At 58.2% G+C, this 17,859-nt stretch carries 21 protein-coding genes and 1 tRNA gene; 5 read left to right on the top strand and 17 right to left on the bottom strand.

Going from position 1 to position 17,859, the window contains the following annotated elements; genetic code table 11:
- Positions 1-85: 85 nt before the first annotated feature.
- Entirely contained in the window at positions 86-787 is a 702-nt protein-coding gene (locus B9Q17_RS02805; RefSeq protein ID WP_058340882.1) for a Bax inhibitor-1/YccA family protein, read from the bottom strand.
- A 256-nt stretch (positions 788-1,043) separates the two neighbouring features.
- Here B9Q17_RS02805 and B9Q17_RS02800 point away from each other — a divergent pair.
- A tRNA-Ser gene (locus B9Q17_RS02800) sits at positions 1,044-1,134 on the top strand.
- Between the two features lie 114 nt (positions 1,135-1,248).
- Positions 1,249-1,473: a hypothetical protein gene (locus B9Q17_RS02795; RefSeq protein ID WP_094624024.1), complete on the top strand. Its 225-nt coding sequence runs from the start codon at positions 1,249-1,251 to the stop codon at positions 1,471-1,473.
- 34 nt (positions 1,474-1,507) lie between these two features.
- Here the strand turns inward: B9Q17_RS02795 and B9Q17_RS02790 are convergent, their stop codons facing one another.
- Genes B9Q17_RS02790 through B9Q17_RS02770 form a run of 5 tightly spaced genes read right to left on the bottom strand, consistent with a single transcriptional unit; the run spans position 1,508 to position 4,770 of the window.
- On the bottom strand, positions 1,508-2,245 hold the full coding sequence (locus B9Q17_RS02790; protein WP_094624023.1) for a 5-oxoprolinase subunit PxpA: 738 nt from the start codon (positions 2,243-2,245) through the stop codon (positions 1,508-1,510).
- Positions 2,246-2,275: 30 nt separating this feature from the next.
- Positions 2,276-3,388 carry a ferrochelatase gene (gene hemH / locus B9Q17_RS02785; RefSeq protein WP_094624022.1) on the bottom strand — a complete coding sequence of 371 codons (1,113 nt, stop codon included), beginning with the start codon at positions 3,386-3,388 and terminating at the stop codon, positions 2,276-2,278.
- A gap of 23 nt (positions 3,389-3,411) precedes the next feature.
- Positions 3,412-3,840 (bottom strand): protein tyrosine phosphatase family protein, encoded by a 429-nt coding sequence (locus B9Q17_RS02780; protein WP_094624265.1) that lies wholly within the window; start codon positions 3,838-3,840, stop codon positions 3,412-3,414.
- Positions 3,841-3,860: 20 nt separating this feature from the next.
- Complete coding sequence (locus tag B9Q17_RS02775) at positions 3,861-4,328, bottom strand: YeeE/YedE family protein (RefSeq protein ID WP_058340885.1); 468 nt, start codon at positions 4,326-4,328, stop codon at positions 3,861-3,863.
- Between the two features lie 4 nt (positions 4,329-4,332).
- The gene (locus tag B9Q17_RS02770) at positions 4,333-4,770 is read right to left on the bottom strand and encodes a YeeE/YedE family protein (protein ID WP_058340886.1); all 438 of its coding nucleotides are present in this window, start codon (positions 4,768-4,770) and stop codon (positions 4,333-4,335) included.
- A gap of 355 nt (positions 4,771-5,125) precedes the next feature.
- On the opposite strand from B9Q17_RS02770, the gene B9Q17_RS02765 reads away from it, so the two are divergent.
- Positions 5,126-5,548: a phasin family protein gene (locus B9Q17_RS02765; protein ID WP_022988200.1), complete on the top strand. Its 423-nt coding sequence runs from the start codon at positions 5,126-5,128 to the stop codon at positions 5,546-5,548.
- 3 nt (positions 5,549-5,551) lie between these two features.
- On the opposite strand, the gene B9Q17_RS02760 is transcribed toward B9Q17_RS02765, so the two are convergent.
- The 10 genes from B9Q17_RS02760 to B9Q17_RS02715 all read right to left on the bottom strand — a co-directional run bounded on the left by B9Q17_RS02760 (position 5,552) and on the right by B9Q17_RS02715 (position 14,029).
- Positions 5,552-6,181 (bottom strand): TetR/AcrR family transcriptional regulator, encoded by a 630-nt coding sequence (locus B9Q17_RS02760; RefSeq protein WP_022988201.1) that lies wholly within the window; start codon positions 6,179-6,181, stop codon positions 5,552-5,554.
- An 18-nt stretch (positions 6,182-6,199) separates the two neighbouring features.
- Entirely contained in the window at positions 6,200-7,012 is an 813-nt protein-coding gene (gene xthA / locus B9Q17_RS02755; protein ID WP_058340888.1) for an exodeoxyribonuclease III, read from the bottom strand.
- Positions 7,013-7,090: 78 nt separating this feature from the next.
- Positions 7,091-7,828 carry a hypothetical protein gene (locus tag B9Q17_RS02750; RefSeq protein ID WP_094624021.1) on the bottom strand — a complete coding sequence of 246 codons (738 nt, stop codon included), beginning with the start codon at positions 7,826-7,828 and terminating at the stop codon, positions 7,091-7,093.
- Positions 7,825-8,349, bottom strand: coding sequence for a DUF2878 domain-containing protein (locus B9Q17_RS02745; RefSeq protein ID WP_022988204.1), 525 nt, complete (start codon positions 8,347-8,349; stop codon positions 7,825-7,827). Before B9Q17_RS02745 ends, B9Q17_RS02750 begins: the two co-directional genes overlap by 4 nt.
- Complete coding sequence (locus tag B9Q17_RS02740; RefSeq protein ID WP_094624020.1) at positions 8,346-9,620, bottom strand: SAM-dependent methyltransferase; 1,275 nt, start codon at positions 9,618-9,620, stop codon at positions 8,346-8,348. The genes B9Q17_RS02745 and B9Q17_RS02740 overlap by 4 nt, the downstream gene beginning before the upstream one ends.
- Positions 9,608-10,504 (bottom strand): DUF1365 domain-containing protein, encoded by an 897-nt coding sequence (locus B9Q17_RS02735; RefSeq protein WP_094624019.1) that lies wholly within the window; start codon positions 10,502-10,504, stop codon positions 9,608-9,610. The genes B9Q17_RS02740 and B9Q17_RS02735 overlap by 13 nt, the downstream gene beginning before the upstream one ends.
- A 2-nt stretch (positions 10,505-10,506) precedes the next feature.
- A complete protein-coding gene (locus B9Q17_RS02730; RefSeq protein ID WP_094624018.1) occupies positions 10,507-11,772 on the bottom strand; it encodes an NAD(P)/FAD-dependent oxidoreductase in 1,266 nt (421 codons plus the stop codon).
- Positions 11,773-11,814: 42 nt separating this feature from the next.
- Entirely contained in the window at positions 11,815-12,603 is a 789-nt protein-coding gene (locus B9Q17_RS02725) for an SDR family NAD(P)-dependent oxidoreductase (RefSeq protein WP_094624017.1), read from the bottom strand.
- On the bottom strand, positions 12,600-13,070 hold the full coding sequence (locus B9Q17_RS02720; protein WP_094624016.1) for a nuclear transport factor 2 family protein: 471 nt from the start codon (positions 13,068-13,070) through the stop codon (positions 12,600-12,602). Before B9Q17_RS02720 ends, B9Q17_RS02725 begins: the two co-directional genes overlap by 4 nt.
- Positions 13,067-14,029, bottom strand: a complete 963-nt coding sequence (locus tag B9Q17_RS02715) for an acyl-CoA desaturase (RefSeq protein ID WP_094624015.1) — start codon at positions 14,027-14,029, stop codon at positions 13,067-13,069. Before B9Q17_RS02715 ends, B9Q17_RS02720 begins: the two co-directional genes overlap by 4 nt.
- 8 nt (positions 14,030-14,037) lie before the next feature.
- Between B9Q17_RS02715 and B9Q17_RS02710 the strand changes: the two genes are divergently transcribed.
- The gene (locus B9Q17_RS02710; RefSeq protein WP_094624014.1) at positions 14,038-15,048 is read left to right on the top strand and encodes an NAD(P)/FAD-dependent oxidoreductase; all 1,011 of its coding nucleotides are present in this window, start codon (positions 14,038-14,040) and stop codon (positions 15,046-15,048) included.
- On the opposite strand, the gene B9Q17_RS02705 is transcribed toward B9Q17_RS02710, so the two are convergent.
- Positions 15,049-16,533, bottom strand: coding sequence for an HD domain-containing protein (locus B9Q17_RS02705; protein ID WP_094624013.1), 1,485 nt, complete (start codon positions 16,531-16,533; stop codon positions 15,049-15,051).
- 114 nt (positions 16,534-16,647) lie between these two features.
- Here B9Q17_RS02705 and B9Q17_RS02700 point away from each other — a divergent pair, with 114 nt between their 5' ends.
- Positions 16,648-17,856 (top strand): PP2C family protein-serine/threonine phosphatase, encoded by a 1,209-nt coding sequence (locus B9Q17_RS02700; protein WP_058340898.1) that lies wholly within the window; start codon positions 16,648-16,650, stop codon positions 17,854-17,856.
- The last annotated feature ends 3 nt before the right edge of the window (positions 17,857-17,859 follow it).

Here is a 17,859-nt window from a genome sequence, read left to right as displayed (position 1 = left end):
AGTGAATCTTGAGGATTTGCAGTGTACCTAAAGCAGAAACCCCGGCAAAGGCCGGGGTTTCTGGAAGCGAGGGACTGACCGGAGATCAGTCTTCGCCGCTGAATGCCGCCAGCAGGTGCAGCAGGCTGACAAACAGGTTGTAGATGGATACATACAGGCCAACAGTGGCGATGATGTAGTTACGCTCGCCGCCTTTGATGATCTGGCTGGTTTCAAACAGGATCATGATGGAGGCGAAGATGGTGAAGCCTGCAGACACCGCCAGGTGCAGGGCAGAGCTTTCCATGAAGAACGCCAGCAGCATGGCACCGATCAGCACAAATGCGCCAGCGGTCAGGAAGCTGGACATGAAGCTGAAGTCTTTCTTGGTGATGATCGCTGTCGCAGACAGGCCAACAAAGGCCACTGCTGTCAGTGTCAGGGCCTGGGCCACAATCTGGGAGGCGCCGGCTGCCACAAACGCACCGATGATCGGGCCAAGGGTATAACCCATGAAACCGGTCAGCGCGAAGGTGGTTACGATGCCCCAGGGGCTGTTCTTCAGTTTATAGGTAGCGAACAGCAGGCCAATGTAACCCACGATGGTGATCAGGAAGCCCGGATGAGTGCCGTTCATGTTCAGGAACGCAGTCAGGGCTGAGAAGGCGAGGGTCATGCCCAGCAACATGTAAGTGTTGCGAAGCACCTTCATGGCATCATCGCTGATACCCGCAGTGACCTGGCTTCTTTCCCCGGTCGTGTCGTAGGCAGCCTGGTTGTTCTGAACGCCGAAACGTCTGTCTTCCATTGTCATCTCCGTTTAGTGAAACTGGATACTGTGTCCCATCATAATGTTGAATCCGCAACTTTCAATCATTTACGACAGTAATTCGCCTTCTGGATTCCATTAAACCGCTGTAATCTTGTTTATGGATTGTTCAGAAGCTCCGGAATTTACATCGTTTTTTCTACAGGGCGTTGACAGCACAGGCAAATCCGGTATCATTCCACCCGCTGTCGCAAGGCAGCTGAGGAAAGGCGAGTCATCGCCGATCCAACAAGACGGTGGGCTGGCAGAGTGGCTGAATGCAGCGGTCTTGAAAACCGCCGACGGTTAATAGCCGTCCCGGGGTTCGAATCCCTGGCCCACCGCCATTTTTCTCTCAGACACACCTTCCCGAATACGCATTTTCCTCCGCTTCACCAATCAATTCCGATTTTGCCGTACACTCACTGCTGAACCGTTTACCGAAAACAGCAGGTGTCGCTATGGACGAACATCAAACTCCTGAAACCGAAAACGAGCGCAAGAATCGTCGCTTTGCTGTGTCTGCCAATCGGGGCAAGGCCAGCCATCGCATTCGTTACGTGGAAACGGGTGGGGCGGCAGTGGATGCCGAAGAGTGCGCCTTTTGCCAGGCGGTGCCGGACCTTGAAGACGACGCCAACGTCAAATCAACCCGGGTAACCGGTCATTCGCACCCTGCCGAGTAATCAGGGGCTTCCGTCGGTTTCCTGGCGCCGGGCTTTATGCCGCTTTGCCGAGTGCTGTCCGTATGGCGCGAACGGCTTCAAGGGCGGCTTCGTTGTCGCCGTGAACGCACAGGCTGTCGGCGGGTAAATCCAGCCATTTCCCGGTTGCGCTTGTGACTCCGCCTTGGCGGGCAAAAGACAAGGCCTGCTTTACGATCAACTCCGGATCTTCGTGCACAGCACCGGCCTGGCGGCGGGACACCAGTTGGCCCTGATCGTCGTAGGCGCGGTCGGCAAAGGCTTCCAGCAGCAACGGCACACCCAGGTTCTCAGCCAGGGCCTGATGCTCCCGATAACCCAGAGTTACCGGAATCATCAGCGGCAGGCCTTCACGGAAGGTTCGTACCGCTTTCATAACTGCTGCCAGAGTGTCCTTATCCTTCATCATGTCGTTGTTGAGGGCGCCGTGGGGTTTTACATAGCTCACGGCCAGGCCTTCGCTGCGGCACATGCCCTCCAGTGCCCCTAACTGATAGAGCATCAGGGCTTCGATTTCATCCGGGGTGTGATAGATGGAGCGTCGGCCAAAGCCTGGAAGGTCGTGATAGGAAGGGTGGGCACCGATTTCAACCTTGTGTTGTGCTGCCAGTACCAGGGTGTGCCGGATCACCATCGGGTCTGCGGCGTGAAAGCCACAGGCCACGTTGGCCATATCAATCAGCGGCATAACCAGGTCGTCCTGGCCCATTTGCCAGGCACCATAGCTTTCGCCCAGATCACAGTTCAGCTTCATGGTACCCCCCTCTTGATGCTATCGACTCGCTCAGAGGTCGTCCCGGCCGGGCCAGGTTGCCTGCTTGCGCTCGCTGGCCAGCGCGGCCCTCTGCTCAAGCACTTCCGGTCTGCTTTCAGGTGCGGCCCAGCCCTGCAGGTTATCTTCTACCAGTTGCACCAGGGCGTCTATATGGCCCTGGGTGGCGTTCAGGCAGGGGATGTAAGCAAAGCCTTCGCCGCCGGCTTCCATGAAGTATTCGCGGTTCTCTTCGTTGATTTCCTCGATGGTTTCCAGGCAATCGGAAGAGAAGCCGGGGCAGAACACATCAATGCTCTTCACGCCTTTGCCCGGCAGGGATTTCAGGGTTTCGTCGGTATAGGGCTGCAGCCACTCTTCACGCCCGAAGCGGGACTGGAAAGTGGTCATGTATTCTTCGGGCTTGAGTGCCAGTCGCTCGGCCAGCAGGCGCGAAGTCTTGTGGCATTCGCAATGGTACGGGTCGCCCCTCTGCAGGTACTTGAGCGGCACCCCGTGGTAGGACAGGATCAGCTTTTGCTTGCGCCCGTGCTCGGCCCAGTGGCTCTCAATGTGCTTCGCCATGGCTTCAATATAGGGAGGGAAGTCATGGTAATGGGAAACAAACCGGAAATCCGGCAACCATCGCCGCTTGGTGAAATCGCCAGCAATGGCATCAAAGGTTGAGGCCGTGGTTGAGGCCGAATACTGGGGGTAAAGTGGCAGCACCAGCAGCTTGCGTACACCTTGTTCCTGCATCTCGTCCAGTACGCGGGGAATAGACGGGTTGCCATAACGCATGGCAAAGCCCACTACCACGTCGTTGCCATATCGGGCTTGCAGGGCTTTGCGGATGCCCTCCGCCTGGTTGGCGGTGTGGATCAGCAGGGGTGAGCCGTCTTTGTCCCACACGCTGGCGTAGGCTTCAGCACTTCTCTTCGGACGGATGCGCAGAATAATGCCATGCAGGACCAGCCACCAGATGGGGCGGGGAACTTCAACCACCCGGGGGTCCCACAGAAATTCCCCGAGATACCTGCGCAGTGCCGGGGTAGTGGGGGCATCCGGGGTGCCCAGGTTGGTTACCAGAACGCCAAGGCGCTCCGACTGCTTGTGGCTGAAGTTCTCTGTCCCTTTGTATGGCATTGAAGCTTTCCGGTGTTGGGTAGTTAGTGCTGGTCTGCCTGCTGCTGAAGCCGCGGAATCAAGCCGGTAATGTCGTAGCCGGCCCGGTGGGCCCTGGTCAGGATTTCCCGTGGGTCAAGCTCGCGGGCGGCGCTCAGGGCCCATAGTACGGTACAGCGGGTGCCAGATCGACAGAAAGCGAATACGGGTTTGTCGGCATCCCGGATCATCGGGGCAAAGTTGTCGACATCCGCATCGGTAATGTTGCCGGACTCCACTGGCAGGTAGACCCACTTGAGCCCGTGCTCGGCGGCAGCGGCTTCAATATCGGCCATGGACGGCTGGCCCGGCTCTTCGCGGTCCGGCCGGTTGGCAACCAGGGTTCTAAACCCCAGGCGTGCGATTTCTGCGACATCCTGCACCGCAATCTGCGGTGCTACGGAGAGGTTGTCATCGATCTTTCTGATTTCCACTAGCATTCTCCAACGTTCTGTCAGGCGGCATCGCTGCCGGCGAATTCTCGATCGGTTTCAGAGTCGCCCCGGGCACGATTGCGCTCGAACAACTCGAACAGCACCATGCCGGCCACCATGGAAGCCACGAACACGGCGCCCTTGATTTCGCCGGCGCCCAGTGCCACAAGTCCGGGGCCCGGGCAGAAACCGGCAATGCCCCAGCCGATGCCGAACATCATACTGCCGATAACCATGCGTTTCTCGATTCGGTTATTGGTCGGCAACTTCATGTTGAAGCCGAGGAACGACAGGGTGCGTTTACGGGCGACTGCGAAAGACACCAGCCCAACGATGATGGCGCCCCCCATCACAAACGCAAGGGAAGGATCCCACAGACCGGCGATGTCCAGAAAGCCCAGTACCTTTTCAGGGTTGGCCATGCCGGAGACAATCAGGCCCATACCGAAGACCAGGCCGGCGAACAGCGAAGCGAAAGAGTATTTCATGGCATCAGGCTCCGATCAGGTGGCGAATAACAAAGACGGTAATGAAACCGGTGGCCATAAAGCTCAGCGTGGCAACCAGCGAGCGCAGCGACAAGCGGGACAGCCCGCATACGCCATGGCCGCTGGTGCAGCCGGACGCGTAGCGGGTGCCGATGCCCACCAGCAAACCGGCCACGATGAGCGCCGGATAGCCGGCATTGATTTCAACCGGCGGAAGCTGGGCGAACAGGGCCCAGACCGCTGGCGCGCCGATCAGGCCGCCCAGGAAGGCAACGCGCCACAGGATGTCGGTGCGAACGGGGGTGAGTAGCCCGCCCAGAATTCCACTGATGCCGGCAATACGCCCGTTCAGAAGCAGGAAGCTGGCCGCTGCCAGGCCGATAAGGATACCGCCCGTGAGGGCTGCGCCAGGGGTAAACTGGCTCCACGCAATATCAATCATTCAGAATCTCCGGATTGAATGGTTGGTTTTGGAATAAGGATATAATGGGGTGTGATAATAACAAAAAAAGCCCGGCAAGGGATGCCGGGCAGAGGCGTGCGAGTAGTATCCATGAAAGACTTCCAGACAAACCGGCATCAACTCGGATACCGGTATCGAGAAGTATTGACCATAATTTGAGCAGTTCAAGCCAGAGGCCCTTTCGTTTGAAAACATTTTTTCATATCGCCCCCGTGTTTATACTGCGGCCTTTTCCCATGCGGGTTTCAGGGCTGCCCAAGGTAACACTGAAATCGCGGTATGGCTGTAATACAATGGGCGCTGAACACCCTTTGCCCGCATTCAAGAGGTAGCTATGTCCGACCAAGACCAAAATTCGCCGGAGAATGATCCGCAGCTGGCAGACAAAATCAAGGGCTCTGCCCGTCAGATCTGGCTGGCCGGGCTGGGCGCCTACACCAAGGCCGAGGAAGACGCCGGTAAATTTTTCGACCGCCTGGTTCAGGAGGGCGAACAACTGGAATCGAAAACCCGTGGCGTGGTCGGCAAGCAGATCCGTACCGTGGAAGACCGGGTTGGCGAAGTTCGCGAGCGGGCAACCGGTACCTGGGACAAGCTCGAGCACATGTTTGACCAGCGGGTGTCCGGCGCGCTCCGGCGCCTGGGTATACACCGCCGGGAAGAAATCGAAGCCCTCGAACATCGTATTGCGGCCCTTGAATCTGAACTGACCCGCCTTCGCGATTCCAGCCCCCTGGCCCGTGACGAAGAAGAATAAGCCTTACAGATACGTGTGGCTGGTGAGACGGATCTGTTCCTGCTCTTCAGCCGCCATGTAGGGCAGTATCAGGTGCAGCATCTGGTACACCCCTTTGCCCGGATCCACCGACTCCCGGTTATCCAGGTGTGACAGCGTGTCGAAACTGCTCCAGTAGCACACGGTCAGCGTGAGCTGTTCACACAGGGATTCCAGTTCTGCCTCTTCAATGGCCATGGTCTGCTGGCCGCGAAAACTCTCGCACAGGGTACGAAACGCTGTCGTTTTCTTTTTGAGAATGCGCCGGAAACGGACCTGCAACTGGCTGTAGCGCGACAGCACATTGACCAGGTCCTGGTACATAAACCGGTAACGGGCTACCGCCTCGAACAGCATGTGCAGAAAGAACCCGAACTGGTCCAGTGAAATCTCCACATCTTCCGGCACCGCCAGCAGGTCGAGCATTTCCGCCTCAAAGCCGTCGAACAGCTCCTCGACAATGTCGCCCTTGCTCTTGAAGTGGTAATACAGGTTACCCGGGCTGATCTCCAGTTCGTCGGAGATCAGCAGCGTGGTGACATTGGGTTCGCCCAGGCTGTTGAACAGTTGCAGGCTGGTGTCGAGAATCCTGTCTCTGGTTTTGACCTTTTTCATAAGGGCAGTGGCGCGCCTTTACAGCTCGAAGCTGGCCCAAACCGGGCAGTGGTCGGATGGCCGCTCCATGGCACGGATGTCGTAGGACACCCCGGCTGCCCTGGCTTTTGGCAGCAGGCTGTCGCTGGCCATGATCAGGTCGATACGCAGGCCCCGTTTCGGCTCCCGCTCGAAGCCTTTGCTGCGATAGTCGAACCAGCTGAAGGTATCGGCTTCATCCGGGTGCAGGTGGCGGAAGACGTCGGTATAGCCACGTTTTTCCACTTCTCCCAGCCATTCCCGTTCTTCCGGCAGGAAGCTGCATTTTCCGGTGCGTAGCCAGCGCTTGGCGTTGTCCGGGCCGATGCCGATGTCTTTGTCGGTGGGGGAGATGTTCATATCGCCCATCACCACCACATGGCCCGGTTGCTGTTTCAGGTCGTCCAGATAGGCCATCAGGTCCGCGTAGAATTTCTGCTTGGCCGGGAACTTAACCGGGTGGTCGCGGCTTTCGCCCTGGGGGAAGTAACCGTTGATGACCGTCAGCGGCTCACCATTTACGGTAAAGCGACCGGTAATCAGGCGGCGCTGGGAATCCTCGCCATCAGACGGATAGCCTTTAACCACATGCTCCGGTTCCATCCGCGACAGCAACGCCACGCCATAGTGGGTTTTCTGGCCATGGAAATGCACGTGGTAGCCCAGTTGGCGGATGGCTTCCTCCGGAAATTCCGCATCGGTCACCTTGGTTTCCTGCAGGCCGATGAAGTCGGGATTCAGCTCTTTAATCACGGCTTCAAGCTGGTGCAGGCGGGTGCGGATACTGTTTACGTTAAACGACACAAACATCATGGCGTGGAATCTCCGGATCAGTTTGCCCGGAAGTTTACCATAAGGGATGGCGTATGCCGTGTGGCTGAAGGGGCGCAGTCAGTCTGTCAGTTCACACTCAGGGTATCGGATGACCCGGTAGTTGATTGCAGCGGTGTGATTGGCATCTGCGTTCTTGCGAATGTTGGTCAGCCCCAGGTAGTGGGTCAGGGCGCCCTGGCGGTTGTAGCCGAGCACAATCGGATCAACCAGCACTCTCAGCATCAGGCTGGTGGGGCGGATTTGCACCACAATGTCGGCATCTACCCGGTTTTTCGGGCCGGGTTCCAGCACAAAGCCGTAGTAATCGCCCCGTGTGGGTGCCAGGAAATCGAATTCCACAGACTGACCGCTGGTTACCGCGGCCCAGTTGGCGCGTACGAACTGGTCAAAGCCGGCATCCACCACCAGTTTGCTGCCAAAGCGCAGCTCGACCATGGCGGTTTCGCTGGAAGGCTTCTGCCAGGTGATGTCCAGGGTGTTGGCTTCGGGGTAGCTGATCTCCAGGCGCTCGTTGAACTCCGGCTGGTGAAAATCCACCTCCGGCAGCTGGACAGATTGCCGGTAAGTCAGTTGCTTGCTGGCAAAGCCCGTGTCGTCACTTGCCCTCAGGTAATCGACCCGGTGTTGCTCCGGAACGAATACGCCGGATTCACAAGTGCCGCTGACGGCATGGTGTTCCTGGTAGATCGGCCTGTCGTCATCAAGGCTCCGGGCGCTGCCATGGAACTCGAAGACAGCGGCACCGGCATGGCTGCAACCGAGCAGGGCGCCAACAACCGCTGTTGTCATTTTCATGGCTCAAGCTCCGTGTACAAACTTTTCCGGATAAACAGCAGCAGCGGGAAGATCACCAGCCAGCCCAGCGCGATGGCCGCTACTGACAGGGCAGTGTCCGGCAGTGTGACTGCGCCTAGCTTGGCGGCAGACCAGTAAGCCAGTGCCCCGGCAAACGGTGCCAGCACAAACGGCAGCCATCGGTGCTGGCCGATCCACGCCAGTGAGTGACACAGGGTGGTCATGAACAGGGCCCAAATAGCCACCAGCCAGGGCGGCACAACGGCAATTTCTTCGATACCCGGGATGCCGAGAATGCCAAGCCGGAACCAGAGCGTGTCCAGCAGCCCGCCAAGTACAACACCTACCCCGATAAACTGCAGTTCCGAAAAGCGCTTCTGGCTCACCAGCAGCATATGGACCATGAAAAGCCCCAATGCCAGGGCTGTCACCGGCAGCCCCGGGTACAGCACACAAGCGAACCAGCCGGCCTGGAACAGTACGAAGTTCAGGACATTCCGGACCGTTTCCGAGGTGATCATAGGCTGATGATGTTGGCGCGCTTGTTGGCGGGCTTGGCCATCAGCAAATGGGCCACACCAATGGCACGCTCACTGAAGCCTGCTTCGCAGTAGGCGAAATAGAAGTGCCACAGGCGCTGGAAGGCGGTGTCGTAACCCAGGGCATCCAGCTCGCTGCGCTTGGCCATGAAGCGTTCGCACCAATCCCGAAGCGTGCGGGCATAATGGAAGCCGAAGTCTTCGTTATGGGTGAGTACCAGGTCTGATCCGCGGCCCATCGACTGCAGGATCGCCCCAAACGAAGGAATAAAGCTGCCCGGGAAGATATAACGCTGGATAAAGTCCACGTTCTTCAGGGCACGCTCATAACGCTGTTCCGGCATATTGATCGCCTGCACCAGGGCCAGGCCATCCGGCTTCAGCAAATTGCTGATCTGGGACAGGTAGCTGTCGAGGAACTGCGGACCAACCGCTTCAATCATTTCAATAGACACCAGCTTGTCGAACTGGCCGGTGAGGTCGCGGTAATCATCGAACAGCAGGGTAATGCGATCTTCCAGCCCTTCAGCCTTCACACGCTCCCGGGCCAGCTCCAGCTGTTCCTTCGAGATGGTGGTGGTGGTTACGTGGCAGCCGTAATGTTTGGCAGCGTGGATGGCAAAGCCGCCCCAGCCGGTACCGATCTCCATCACCTTGTCGCCGGGTTGCAGGTCGAGCTTTCGGCAAATAACATCCAGCTTGTGAACCGCAGCCTGTTCCAGTGTGGACTCCTCGCCCGGATAAATGGCGGAGGAATACATCATGGTGGGGTCCAGGAACAGCTGGAACAGGTCGTTGCCCAGGTCGTAGTGGGCGCTGATGTTCTTGCGGGACCCTTCCGGGGTATTGCGGTTCAGCCAGTGCAGGGCCTTCAGGGCCGGTTTGCTGATCCAGCTGAACTTGTCCTCGAAGGCATTCATGGTATCGAGGTTACGGGTGAAGAAGCGCAACAGGGCGGTCAGGTCCGGTGAACTCCAGTCCCCAGCCACGTAGGATTCCGCGGCACCCACGCTGCCACCGGTAACCAGGTCCCGCCAGGTGCTGTGGTTGTGAATGACCAGTTCTGCGGTCGGGTAACGCTGGTCGTTGTCGCCGAATACCTGGTCGTCGTAACCGCGTTCACGTACCACCAGTTTGCCGTGCCCGAGCATGGACAACTGATGGCATACCAGCTTGCGGGCAACCCGGCTGATGGTGCCGGTGTTGGCAACCCCGGAATCCTGGCTGTTGACGGAGGTATTCAGGTTCTCCATGAGCTTACCCTTCCTGAAGATTGTTCATTTGACGCGTTGATGGCCGGTTCACTGACATCAAACCCCTGATCTTCCACTCCCCGGCGGAACTCAGGTGCCTGTGGCTCCAGTTTGTCCGGGTGGGTGTAAAACGGGGCGCCCTTGAGTTTCAGTTTCAGGGCGTTCCAGTAAATACCGGCGGTGCCTTTGAGGGTTTCCAGGGGGAAACGTCTCAGGCCTCGATGCAGGGTTTTACGATCAAGTGCCTGCCGTTGGACTACCAGGGTGGCATCAAAATGTTTGTGATCTTCCTGTTCCACGTTCATGTGGATCCGCAGTTCCGGGCCCCGGAAGCTGAACAGCCACTGGTAGTGCTGGTTCATGCCGTTAAACGGCGACACGTGGAAACGCTTGCTGAAGGAAAAACGCTCGGTTTGCCAGTTGCTTGCATCCCCCGGCCCGTGATTTCGGCATTCCAGGCAATACACGTGGCGTTCCTTCCAGGGGGTATTGGTAATCTGGGCCAGAATCACCCGGGGCACGTCACCCAGGGCCGGGTCCTGGCCCTTTTCGTAGCACAGGTAAAAGCTGACCGGGTTGAAAATATACCCCAGATACCGCGGGTGGGTGATCAGTTGAACCGGACCGTCCGGCTGCCAGCCGGTGGCGATCTGAACCCGCTGCACCACTGCCTGTTGCAGGTCCGGAATGTGAGGGTCCAGATAATCTTTCCGGCAAAGCCCCAGCCAGTTGAACCGTTCCAGTGAAAAAAAGCGGCTGATGGAAGTGACAGAAGACCACTCCTCAAGGTCCAGTGCCAGCATGCCAATGTTGTACAGAAAATCATGCTGTACCGGCAACTTACGGCGATGTCTTATAGTGCCTTCTAGCCACTGGCTGGCCATGCTCAAAGCTCCACACCAAAGGCCTGTGTCACCCGCAGGGCGCTGCGCACGCCGTCTTCGTGAAAGCCGTTAAACCAGTACGCACCGCAGAAGTGCGTGCGGTTATGGTTGCCGATTTCGTCATAGCGCTGCTGGGCGGCAACAGCTTCCAGGGTGAACACCGGGTGGTCGTATTCGAACCGCTTGATCACTTTGCCCGGATCGATATCCCGGCTGCGGTTCAGGGTTACGCAGAATGTCTCCGGAGCGTCGTCGAAGTTCTGCAGGATATTCATATTGTAGGTGACAGATACCGGATGGGTGCTGTGCTCGGGAATCATGTAGTTCCAGGCCGCCCAGGCACGACGGTTGGAGGGCAGCACGCTGGCATCGGTGTGCAGCACCACGTCGTTCTTCTGATAGCCGATGGCGCCCAGAATGTCCCGCTCCTGTTCACTCGCGTCGCTCAGCATGGCCAGTGCCTGGTTGCTGTGGCAGGCCAGGATAACCTGGTCGAAGCGGTGGTTTTTCCCGTTAACAACCAGCGTTACGCCGTCGTCATCCCGCTGGATGGCGGAGACAGGACTGTTCAGGTGGGTTTTGTCGCCCAGTCTCTGCATCATGCGGGTGACATAGCTGGCGGAACCGCCGGAAATGACCCGCCAGGTGGGCCGGTCATCTACCGACAACATGCCGTGGTTGTTGAAGAACTGCAGGAAAAACCGGATCGGGAACTGCTCCAGCACGATTTCCGGCGCGGACCAGATGGCCGCCCCCATGGGCACGATGTAGTTGTTGCGGAAGTATCGGCTGTAATGGTTGCGGTTCAGGTACTCGCCCAGGGTTTCGCCTTCGGGAATGTCACCGGCGGCCAGGTCTGCCCGGGTTTCTTTGTTGAAGCGCAGGATTTCCCGGATCATTTTCAGGAAATGCAGGTTCAGGACGTTTTTTCGCTGGGCGAACAGGGTGTTCAGGCTGGTGCCGTTGTATTGCAGGCCGCTGGTGTGGCAGTCCACGCTGAAGCTCATATCGCTGACTTCCGAGGCCACGCCAAGCCGGTCCATCAGTTTGATGAAGTTCGGGTAGGTCCAGTCGTTGAAGACGATAAAGCCCGTGTTGACCGGCCAGGTACGACCCCCGGCCTGTACCAGCTCGGTGTTGGTGTGGCCGCCGGCATAGTCGGCGGCTTCGAACAATTCTACGTCGTGGTGTTCACTGAGCAGCCAGGCGGCGGTCAGTCCTGAAACACCGGCGCCAATAACTGCAATGCGCTGACGGTCCTGATTCATTGATGGTTTTCCTTAAGCGGTTTGTTCACAAAATAGGTTTGGTCAGGAATTCTGGTCGGCTTTGCGGGCCATGGATGCTGCCATGTGATCCACCACGCCCTGAGGCAAGGCGCCCAGCACTTTCAGCAGCCAGGTAAACCGCCGCGGGAAGGCAATCTCGTTGCGGCCTTTGGCCAGCCCGTTGGCAATCCTTTGTGCGGCATCATCCGCGGTCACCATAAACGGCATGGGAAAGTCGTTCCGATCGGTCAGCGGCGTTTTTACAAAACCCGGTGAGACCACCACCACATCAATGCCTTCGGCAGCCAGGTCTGCCCGCAGGGCATGGGCAAAGTAGGTCAGGGCGGCCTTGGATGCGCCATAACCTTCGGCCCGGCCAAACGGAAACCACCAGGCCGACGAGCTGACAATCACCAGGGTTGCTGGCTTGCCCTTTGCCCGGGTGGCCCGCAATGCGGGCAGGGCGATATCCAGGCTGCGGGCGGTGCCCAGCACGTTGGTAGTGATATTGGCCTCGATAACCTGGCTGTTGTAGTTGGCGACTTCCAGGTACTCGCAGGTACCGGCGTTCAGAATGGCCATGTCCAAGTCGCCAAAATGCTGGAGATCGCCCTGAATGGCAGACAAATCGTCCAGGCTGGTGGTGTCTGCCACGGCGGATGTAATCCGGTTCGGGTGCTGGCTGGCCAGCTTGTCCAGCGCCTCGGCCCGCCGGCCGGTAATGACCAGGTTGTGGCCGCGGTTTGCCAGTTCACTCACCAGGGCCTCGCCGATTCCGGAAGAAGCGCCGGTAAGCCAGATGTTCGATGCGGATTGCAGTCGTTTGTTCATCCTGCCTGCCTCTTCACCCAGCGGATGGCGCCACCGACCACCGGCAGGTTTTCGTAAAGCAGTTGCCCGGCATCGAAATAGTCCCGATGGAAGCGCACCTTGCCGTTGCTGATTTCCAGGTGACTGATGCCGTCTACGAACACGGTCTTTCCGTTACGGATGCGCTTGTGGCGCAGCTCCATTACCCAGGGGATGGTGCACCATTGCTGCTGGATAACCGGCGAGCTGAAACGGAACCGGCAATGGAGTACGTTGCCATAAGCCCCGGCCATGTATTCGGTAAGCTCGTTCAACCCGGACACCTGGCCGAACGGATCCTGGAAGTGGATGTCCTGGCTGTACACGTCCTTGAGCTGGCTCAGGTTGCCTTTGTCGAGTTGGTTGTACAGTGTGCAGAAGCGCTCAAGCACTTCCGGTAATTCAGCAACCGGTGTGCTGGTGTCTACGCTGGAAAGGTGTTGGCTCATTGGCTTGCCCTCCCGGTACGGTTGCGGTCGAGTTCGAGGGTTTCCTTACGGATATGGTCGGGGATCGGATTCAGGTCCCAGATAATGCCCAGTTTCGACAATACCCACAGGCCGTACCAGGTAATGTCGATTTCATACCAGCGGAAGCCCTGGCGAACCGCCGTCGGCCAGCGATGGTGGTTGTTGTGCCAGCCTTCGCCCAGCGTGATCAGTGCCAGCCAGAAGTTGTTGCGGCTGTCATCGCTGGTTTCAAAGCGGCGCTTGCCCCACACGTGGGACAGGGAATTAATAGAGACGGTGGCGTGAAACAGCACCACGGTGGAGATAAAGAAGCCCCAAACCAGTAGTTGCAGGCCGTTGGTGCCCAGCCCGGGCGCCCAGGCAGCCAGGGCTTCGCCAAGCAGGTAAATGGCGACTGCGAAGGCGGCAGGCACCAGGGAGTCGAAGCGATTGATAAAGCGCAGTTCCGGGAACTTGAGCCAGTCCTTTACCCGGCGCTCGTTCATGGCAAAACCGGCATCGCAGGTAAACCATCCCACGTGGGACCACCAGAATCCGCCCTGGTGGGGGGAGTGAAGGTCTTCCTCGCGGTCTGAATGCTGGTGATGGTGCCGGTGGTGCGCCGCCCACCAGAGAGGACCGCGCTGCGCGGCGCTGGCGCCCAGAACGGCAAACACAAATTGCGCGGGCCGGCTGGTTTTGAAGGATTTGTGGGAAAAGTAGCGGTGATAGAAGCCGGTAATCGCGAACATCCGAACCAGGAAAAATCCAAGGGCAAACACCATCGCGAAGGTGCTTGTGCCGGTCACCAATACCAGGAGACAAGCCAAGTGCAATGCAATAAACGGGAGTACCCGTACCCAGTTAAAGGTTCGGGACGAGGTATCTAGGTGATCTGATCCCGCTTCGGAATCGAACCATCTCAGAATATTTGTCAGCCAGTAATTCACTCGGGTCATAAATAACCATGCTCAATGTAACGTCAGACACCCCATCAATACGAAGTATCGCGATTATTGGTTCAGGCCTTGCGGGCCTTACCGCAGGAATTCTGCTTGGCCGAAAGGGCCATCATGTCAGGGTCTTCGAGAAAAGTCGTGGCCCCGGTGGCCGTATGTCGTCTAAACGGGTTTCCGGAAGCTCGGCGGACATCGGAGCCCAGTATTTCACGGTCCGTCACCCGGAATTTCTGGCGTTTTTGAAGGCGTATGCCGGAGCCGACAATTTTGCCCCCTGGCAGGGCCGTTTCGGCTTTCAGGGCGACGATAAACAGTGGCAGGCGTTCCCCGAGGAAACCCGCTACGTAGGCGTACCCCGAATGACCGCCATTACCCGGGCGTTGTCCGAACACGTTCCGGTAACCGCGCAGGTACGGATTGCGAAACTGGAGCGGGTCGGGGAGCAATGGCGCTTGATCTGCACCGAAGGCAACGACCACGGCAGCTACGACCAGGTGATCATCACAGCGCCTCCGGCCCAGGCCCGGGATCTGCTGGAGGCCAGTGGGCTGAACGAACTTGCCGGCGGTCTTGGCCATTCTGAAGACAGTATTCTGGCCTGCTGGGCGGTGGCCGCGCACTTTGAAGAAGCGCCGAGCGATGATTTTGATGCCATGCGGCCGGATTCCGACGTGCTTTACTGGGTGGCTAACAACTCCTCTAAACCGGAGCGCAACGATCAGGGCCAGTGGTGGGTGCTGCATGCCACGCCGGAATGGACGCAGGCCCACGTAGAGGAGCCCGCCGAAAAAGTGTCGGAGCAGCTGCTGGCTGCCTTTTACGAACTGACCGGGTATCAGGGCGCTGCGACCGATGCCGTAGCGCACAGGTGGCTTTACGCCCGCTCGGTGCAGCAGGAACAGCCGGGTTATCTGCTGGAACCCGGGCTGGGCGTAGGCCTGGCAGGAGACTGGCTCAATGGCGGCCGGGTAGAGGGCGCCTGGGAAAGCGCGACCCGACTGGTTGAAGCCCTGGGCTGATTATTCCATCAGGTCGGAAGGGGCCCGGGTGGTGACTTCCGGCCGGTGGTAGAAGTGGGTGATGGTGCCATCGCCAAACTTGGAGAAGAACGCGCTGACATCGGTGATCTTCCGCAGCGACCGCTCCCGGCTGACGGGGTTCTTCACCAGTACCTTGATGCCGTTGAAATTGTCCTGGATGTTGGAAAACCGGGCCCGCATGGAGCAGGTGACCACATCCACCGGGTTCAGGCCCAGCTCTCCGGCCAGCCAGTTGCCGTGTTGGGTAATCTCTGCCTTGGCCATGTTCTCCCGGGTGTCCAGGTGCTTGAGCTTCACCCGGTTCACAATGCTGAAGGAATAGCTCTTCGGCTGCCGTCTTGCCACTTTCCGGAACGCCTCCCAGAAGAAACTGTCGGTCAGTTCGGCGAAGTAGTTCATATCGCTCAGGCAGGTATCGATCCACTCGAAACTTTCCGGGTCTTCCAGGACTTCGTTGATTGCCTCGCGCAGCAGCCAGTCAAAGCCCAGGGCGGTCTTGTGGGCATAGACCTTGCGGTACATCTGGTAACGGCTGTACACAAAGTCTTCCAGCGCGCCCAGGCCTTTCTGGGTAATGGCCAGCCCCATCCAGGGTTCGGTTACGTCCCAGCCAAACCGCAGGTTGCTGAGCAGGTGGTCCAGGTTAAAGCCACCGATGGTGACGGAGCTGTGGAAGCCGTCCCGCAGCATATAGTCGGCCCGGTCGGCATCAATCTCGCCTGATACAATAGACGACAACAGTCCCGTGACCAGCCCGGGTACGTCGCGTTCCGGAATCGCCCCGGCAACGGCATCGTCGCCGGCGATGAAATCCCAGAAGGTGCGTGCGTGGCGGCAGAAGGTGTCACTGGGGGTGACGTCTGTGGTCTCCATAATGCCGATCACATCCACCCCATCCAGGCCGGCGCTTTCCAGGTCGACAGAGGTCAGCACTTCGTGCGCCACCCGCACAGAATAATGCTCATGCTCCAGTTCGTCCGGCTCGCCCCGGTGATAGCGCGAGTAATCCACGCCCTGCCAGAGGTCGGCAAACCGTCCGGGGCGGGACATCAGCTCCCGGATGCGCCGGGCCTGGGTAAACTGGTGGGAAAAGCTGGAATGGCCACTGTCGTGCAGCAGGCACCCCAGCCGGATGGTCTTGGCAAGGTAGTCGATGGCATCAAGCTGGCTCAGGCTCAGGTCCATGCGCTCACTCAGTTGCCGCTCCCGCAGGTAGGCATCGATCATCGAGCGGAACATCCGGGTGCCCACATGCATTACGCCAATGCTGTGCAGAAACCGGGAGTGGGTGGCACCGGGGAACACCAGGCTGAGAATGTCGTTCTGGCAAATGTTGCGTAAACGCTGGAACAGCGGGTGGTCAATAACCTGTATTTCATGGCGGTACAGGGGAATACCCCCGTGAACCGGATCCATGATCAGCTTGTCGTAGGCTCCGAGCAGGTCGTTGACGGCACGTCGCATGGTTACAATTCTCCCAAAATGATGACAGCGACCTTGTTATATCACAGGGGCATGCCAGAATAGGCGATATGACCCGAATTTCTCTTTTATCGCTGGTAGTTTAAGGCAATCAACATGAACTCGCGCACCGAGCGCATACTGATTATCGATGCCGACGAACAGGCTCGAAACGATTTGTCACGCTACCTTGAAGCGAGGGGTTTCTACGTGACCGGGTATCCCGATATCCAGTCCGCCCGCGGCTTGTTCGAAGATAAACTCCCGGACGTCATCTTTGCAGACCTGCCCGCCGACGCCATCCGTGATCTCACCACCCGGCTGGCGGACTCGGAAAGCTTTATTCCGGTGGTTACCTGCACGGCCAGTAACTCCAGTACCGATGTTATCCAGGCGCTGCGGGCCGGTGCCGCCGATGTGGTGCTCAAGCCCTGCAACGACGACAAAGGCGCACTGGATGATGTGATCGGCAAACTGTTCGACCGGGTGCGGGTTAACCGATTGAACCAGTTGTACCGACAGGAGCTGGAAGAAACCAACCGGGAGCTGCGTAGCGGTATTGCGGAGCTGAGGGCAGACCAGAACGCCGGGCGCAAAGTCCAGCTGCGAATGCTTCCGGACCACGATTTGCAGATTTCCGGGCTGCAGGTCGACCACAAGATCAAACCCTCGCTCTACCTGAGCGGCGATTTCCTCGATTATTTCCGCATCTCCGAAGACAAGGTGCTGGTATACATCGCCGATGTTTCCGGCCACGGTGCCAGCTCTGCCTTTGTCACCGTCTTGCTGAAAAACCTGACCAATCGTTTGCAGCGCAACCTCAAACGGCAGTCCAGCGACGACATCCTTCACCCGGAGCGCTTTCTCGAGCGGATCAACTCGGAACTGCTCGATACCGGTTTGGGTAAACACGTAACCGTGTTTGTGGGGATAATTTCCATATCTGAACGTATACTGAGTTATGCGGTGGGTGCACATTTCCCGATGCCGATTTTGTCGTTTGAAGACGGCGAAACCCGGTTTCTGGAAGGCAATGGCCTGCCGGTGGGGTTATTCGAAGATCCCGAATGGGAGGTGTATCAGGTTCATCTGGACCGGCCGTTCAGGTTGTTGATGTTTTCAGACGGCATTCTGGAAGTAATTGCTCCGAAATCGCTGGATGAAAAGGAACGAACACTACTTGAACTCGTGTCTGGAGGTAGTCACACTATCGCATCGCTGAGTGAGGCTCTGGGATTGGATACCATCTCCGAGTTGCCCGACGATATCGCGATAGTTTCGGTAACTGATGCCCTTGACGGGCCAGATAACACGTCGTCGACGTAGTGG

Source organism: Marinobacter vinifirmus, from assembly GCF_002258215.1.
GTDB classification, from domain to species: Bacteria; Pseudomonadota; Gammaproteobacteria; order Pseudomonadales; family Oleiphilaceae; genus Marinobacter; species Marinobacter vinifirmus.
Note: the sequence above shows the minus strand (reverse complement) of the source record. Positions and strands in the feature narration are given on the sequence as shown.

Excerpts from the sequence above, each read along its gene's own strand:
- B9Q17_RS02730 (WP_094624018.1), bottom strand. The coding sequence starts at position 11,772 with ATGAATCAGGACCGTCAGCGCATTGCAGTTATTGGCGCCGGTGTTTCA.
- B9Q17_RS02700 (WP_058340898.1), top strand. The coding sequence starts at position 16,648 with ATGAACTCGCGCACCGAGCGCATACTGATTATCGATGCCGACGAACAG.
- B9Q17_RS02720 (WP_094624016.1), bottom strand. The coding sequence starts at position 13,070 with ATGAGCCAACACCTTTCCAGCGTAGACACCAGCACACCGGTTGCTGAA.
- B9Q17_RS02795 (WP_094624024.1), top strand. The coding sequence starts at position 1,249 with ATGGACGAACATCAAACTCCTGAAACCGAAAACGAGCGCAAGAATCGT.
- xthA (WP_058340888.1), bottom strand. The coding sequence starts at position 7,012 with ATGATGTTTGTGTCGTTTAACGTAAACAGTATCCGCACCCGCCTGCAC.
- B9Q17_RS02715 (WP_094624015.1), bottom strand. The coding sequence starts at position 14,029 with ATGACCCGAGTGAATTACTGGCTGACAAATATTCTGAGATGGTTCGAT.
- B9Q17_RS02735 (WP_094624019.1), bottom strand. The coding sequence starts at position 10,504 with ATGGCCAGCCAGTGGCTAGAAGGCACTATAAGACATCGCCGTAAGTTG.
- B9Q17_RS02790 (WP_094624023.1), bottom strand. The coding sequence starts at position 2,245 with ATGAAGCTGAACTGTGATCTGGGCGAAAGCTATGGTGCCTGGCAAATG.
- B9Q17_RS02705 (WP_094624013.1), bottom strand. The coding sequence starts at position 16,533 with ATGCGACGTGCCGTCAACGACCTGCTCGGAGCCTACGACAAGCTGATC.
- B9Q17_RS02750 (WP_094624021.1), bottom strand. The coding sequence starts at position 7,828 with ATGAAAATGACAACAGCGGTTGTTGGCGCCCTGCTCGGTTGCAGCCAT.
- B9Q17_RS02740 (WP_094624020.1), bottom strand. The coding sequence starts at position 9,620 with ATGGAGAACCTGAATACCTCCGTCAACAGCCAGGATTCCGGGGTTGCC.
- B9Q17_RS02745 (WP_022988204.1), bottom strand. The coding sequence starts at position 8,349 with ATGATCACCTCGGAAACGGTCCGGAATGTCCTGAACTTCGTACTGTTC.
- B9Q17_RS02805 (WP_058340882.1), bottom strand. The coding sequence starts at position 787 with ATGGAAGACAGACGTTTCGGCGTTCAGAACAACCAGGCTGCCTACGAC.
- B9Q17_RS02770 (WP_058340886.1), bottom strand. The coding sequence starts at position 4,770 with ATGATTGATATTGCGTGGAGCCAGTTTACCCCTGGCGCAGCCCTCACG.
- B9Q17_RS02760 (WP_022988201.1), bottom strand. The coding sequence starts at position 6,181 with ATGAAAAAGGTCAAAACCAGAGACAGGATTCTCGACACCAGCCTGCAA.
- B9Q17_RS02765 (WP_022988200.1), top strand. The coding sequence starts at position 5,126 with ATGTCCGACCAAGACCAAAATTCGCCGGAGAATGATCCGCAGCTGGCA.
- hemH (WP_094624022.1), bottom strand. The coding sequence starts at position 3,388 with ATGCCATACAAAGGGACAGAGAACTTCAGCCACAAGCAGTCGGAGCGC.
- B9Q17_RS02775 (WP_058340885.1), bottom strand. The coding sequence starts at position 4,328 with ATGAAATACTCTTTCGCTTCGCTGTTCGCCGGCCTGGTCTTCGGTATG.
- B9Q17_RS02710 (WP_094624014.1), top strand. The coding sequence starts at position 14,038 with ATGCTCAATGTAACGTCAGACACCCCATCAATACGAAGTATCGCGATT.
- B9Q17_RS02725 (WP_094624017.1), bottom strand. The coding sequence starts at position 12,603 with ATGAACAAACGACTGCAATCCGCATCGAACATCTGGCTTACCGGCGCT.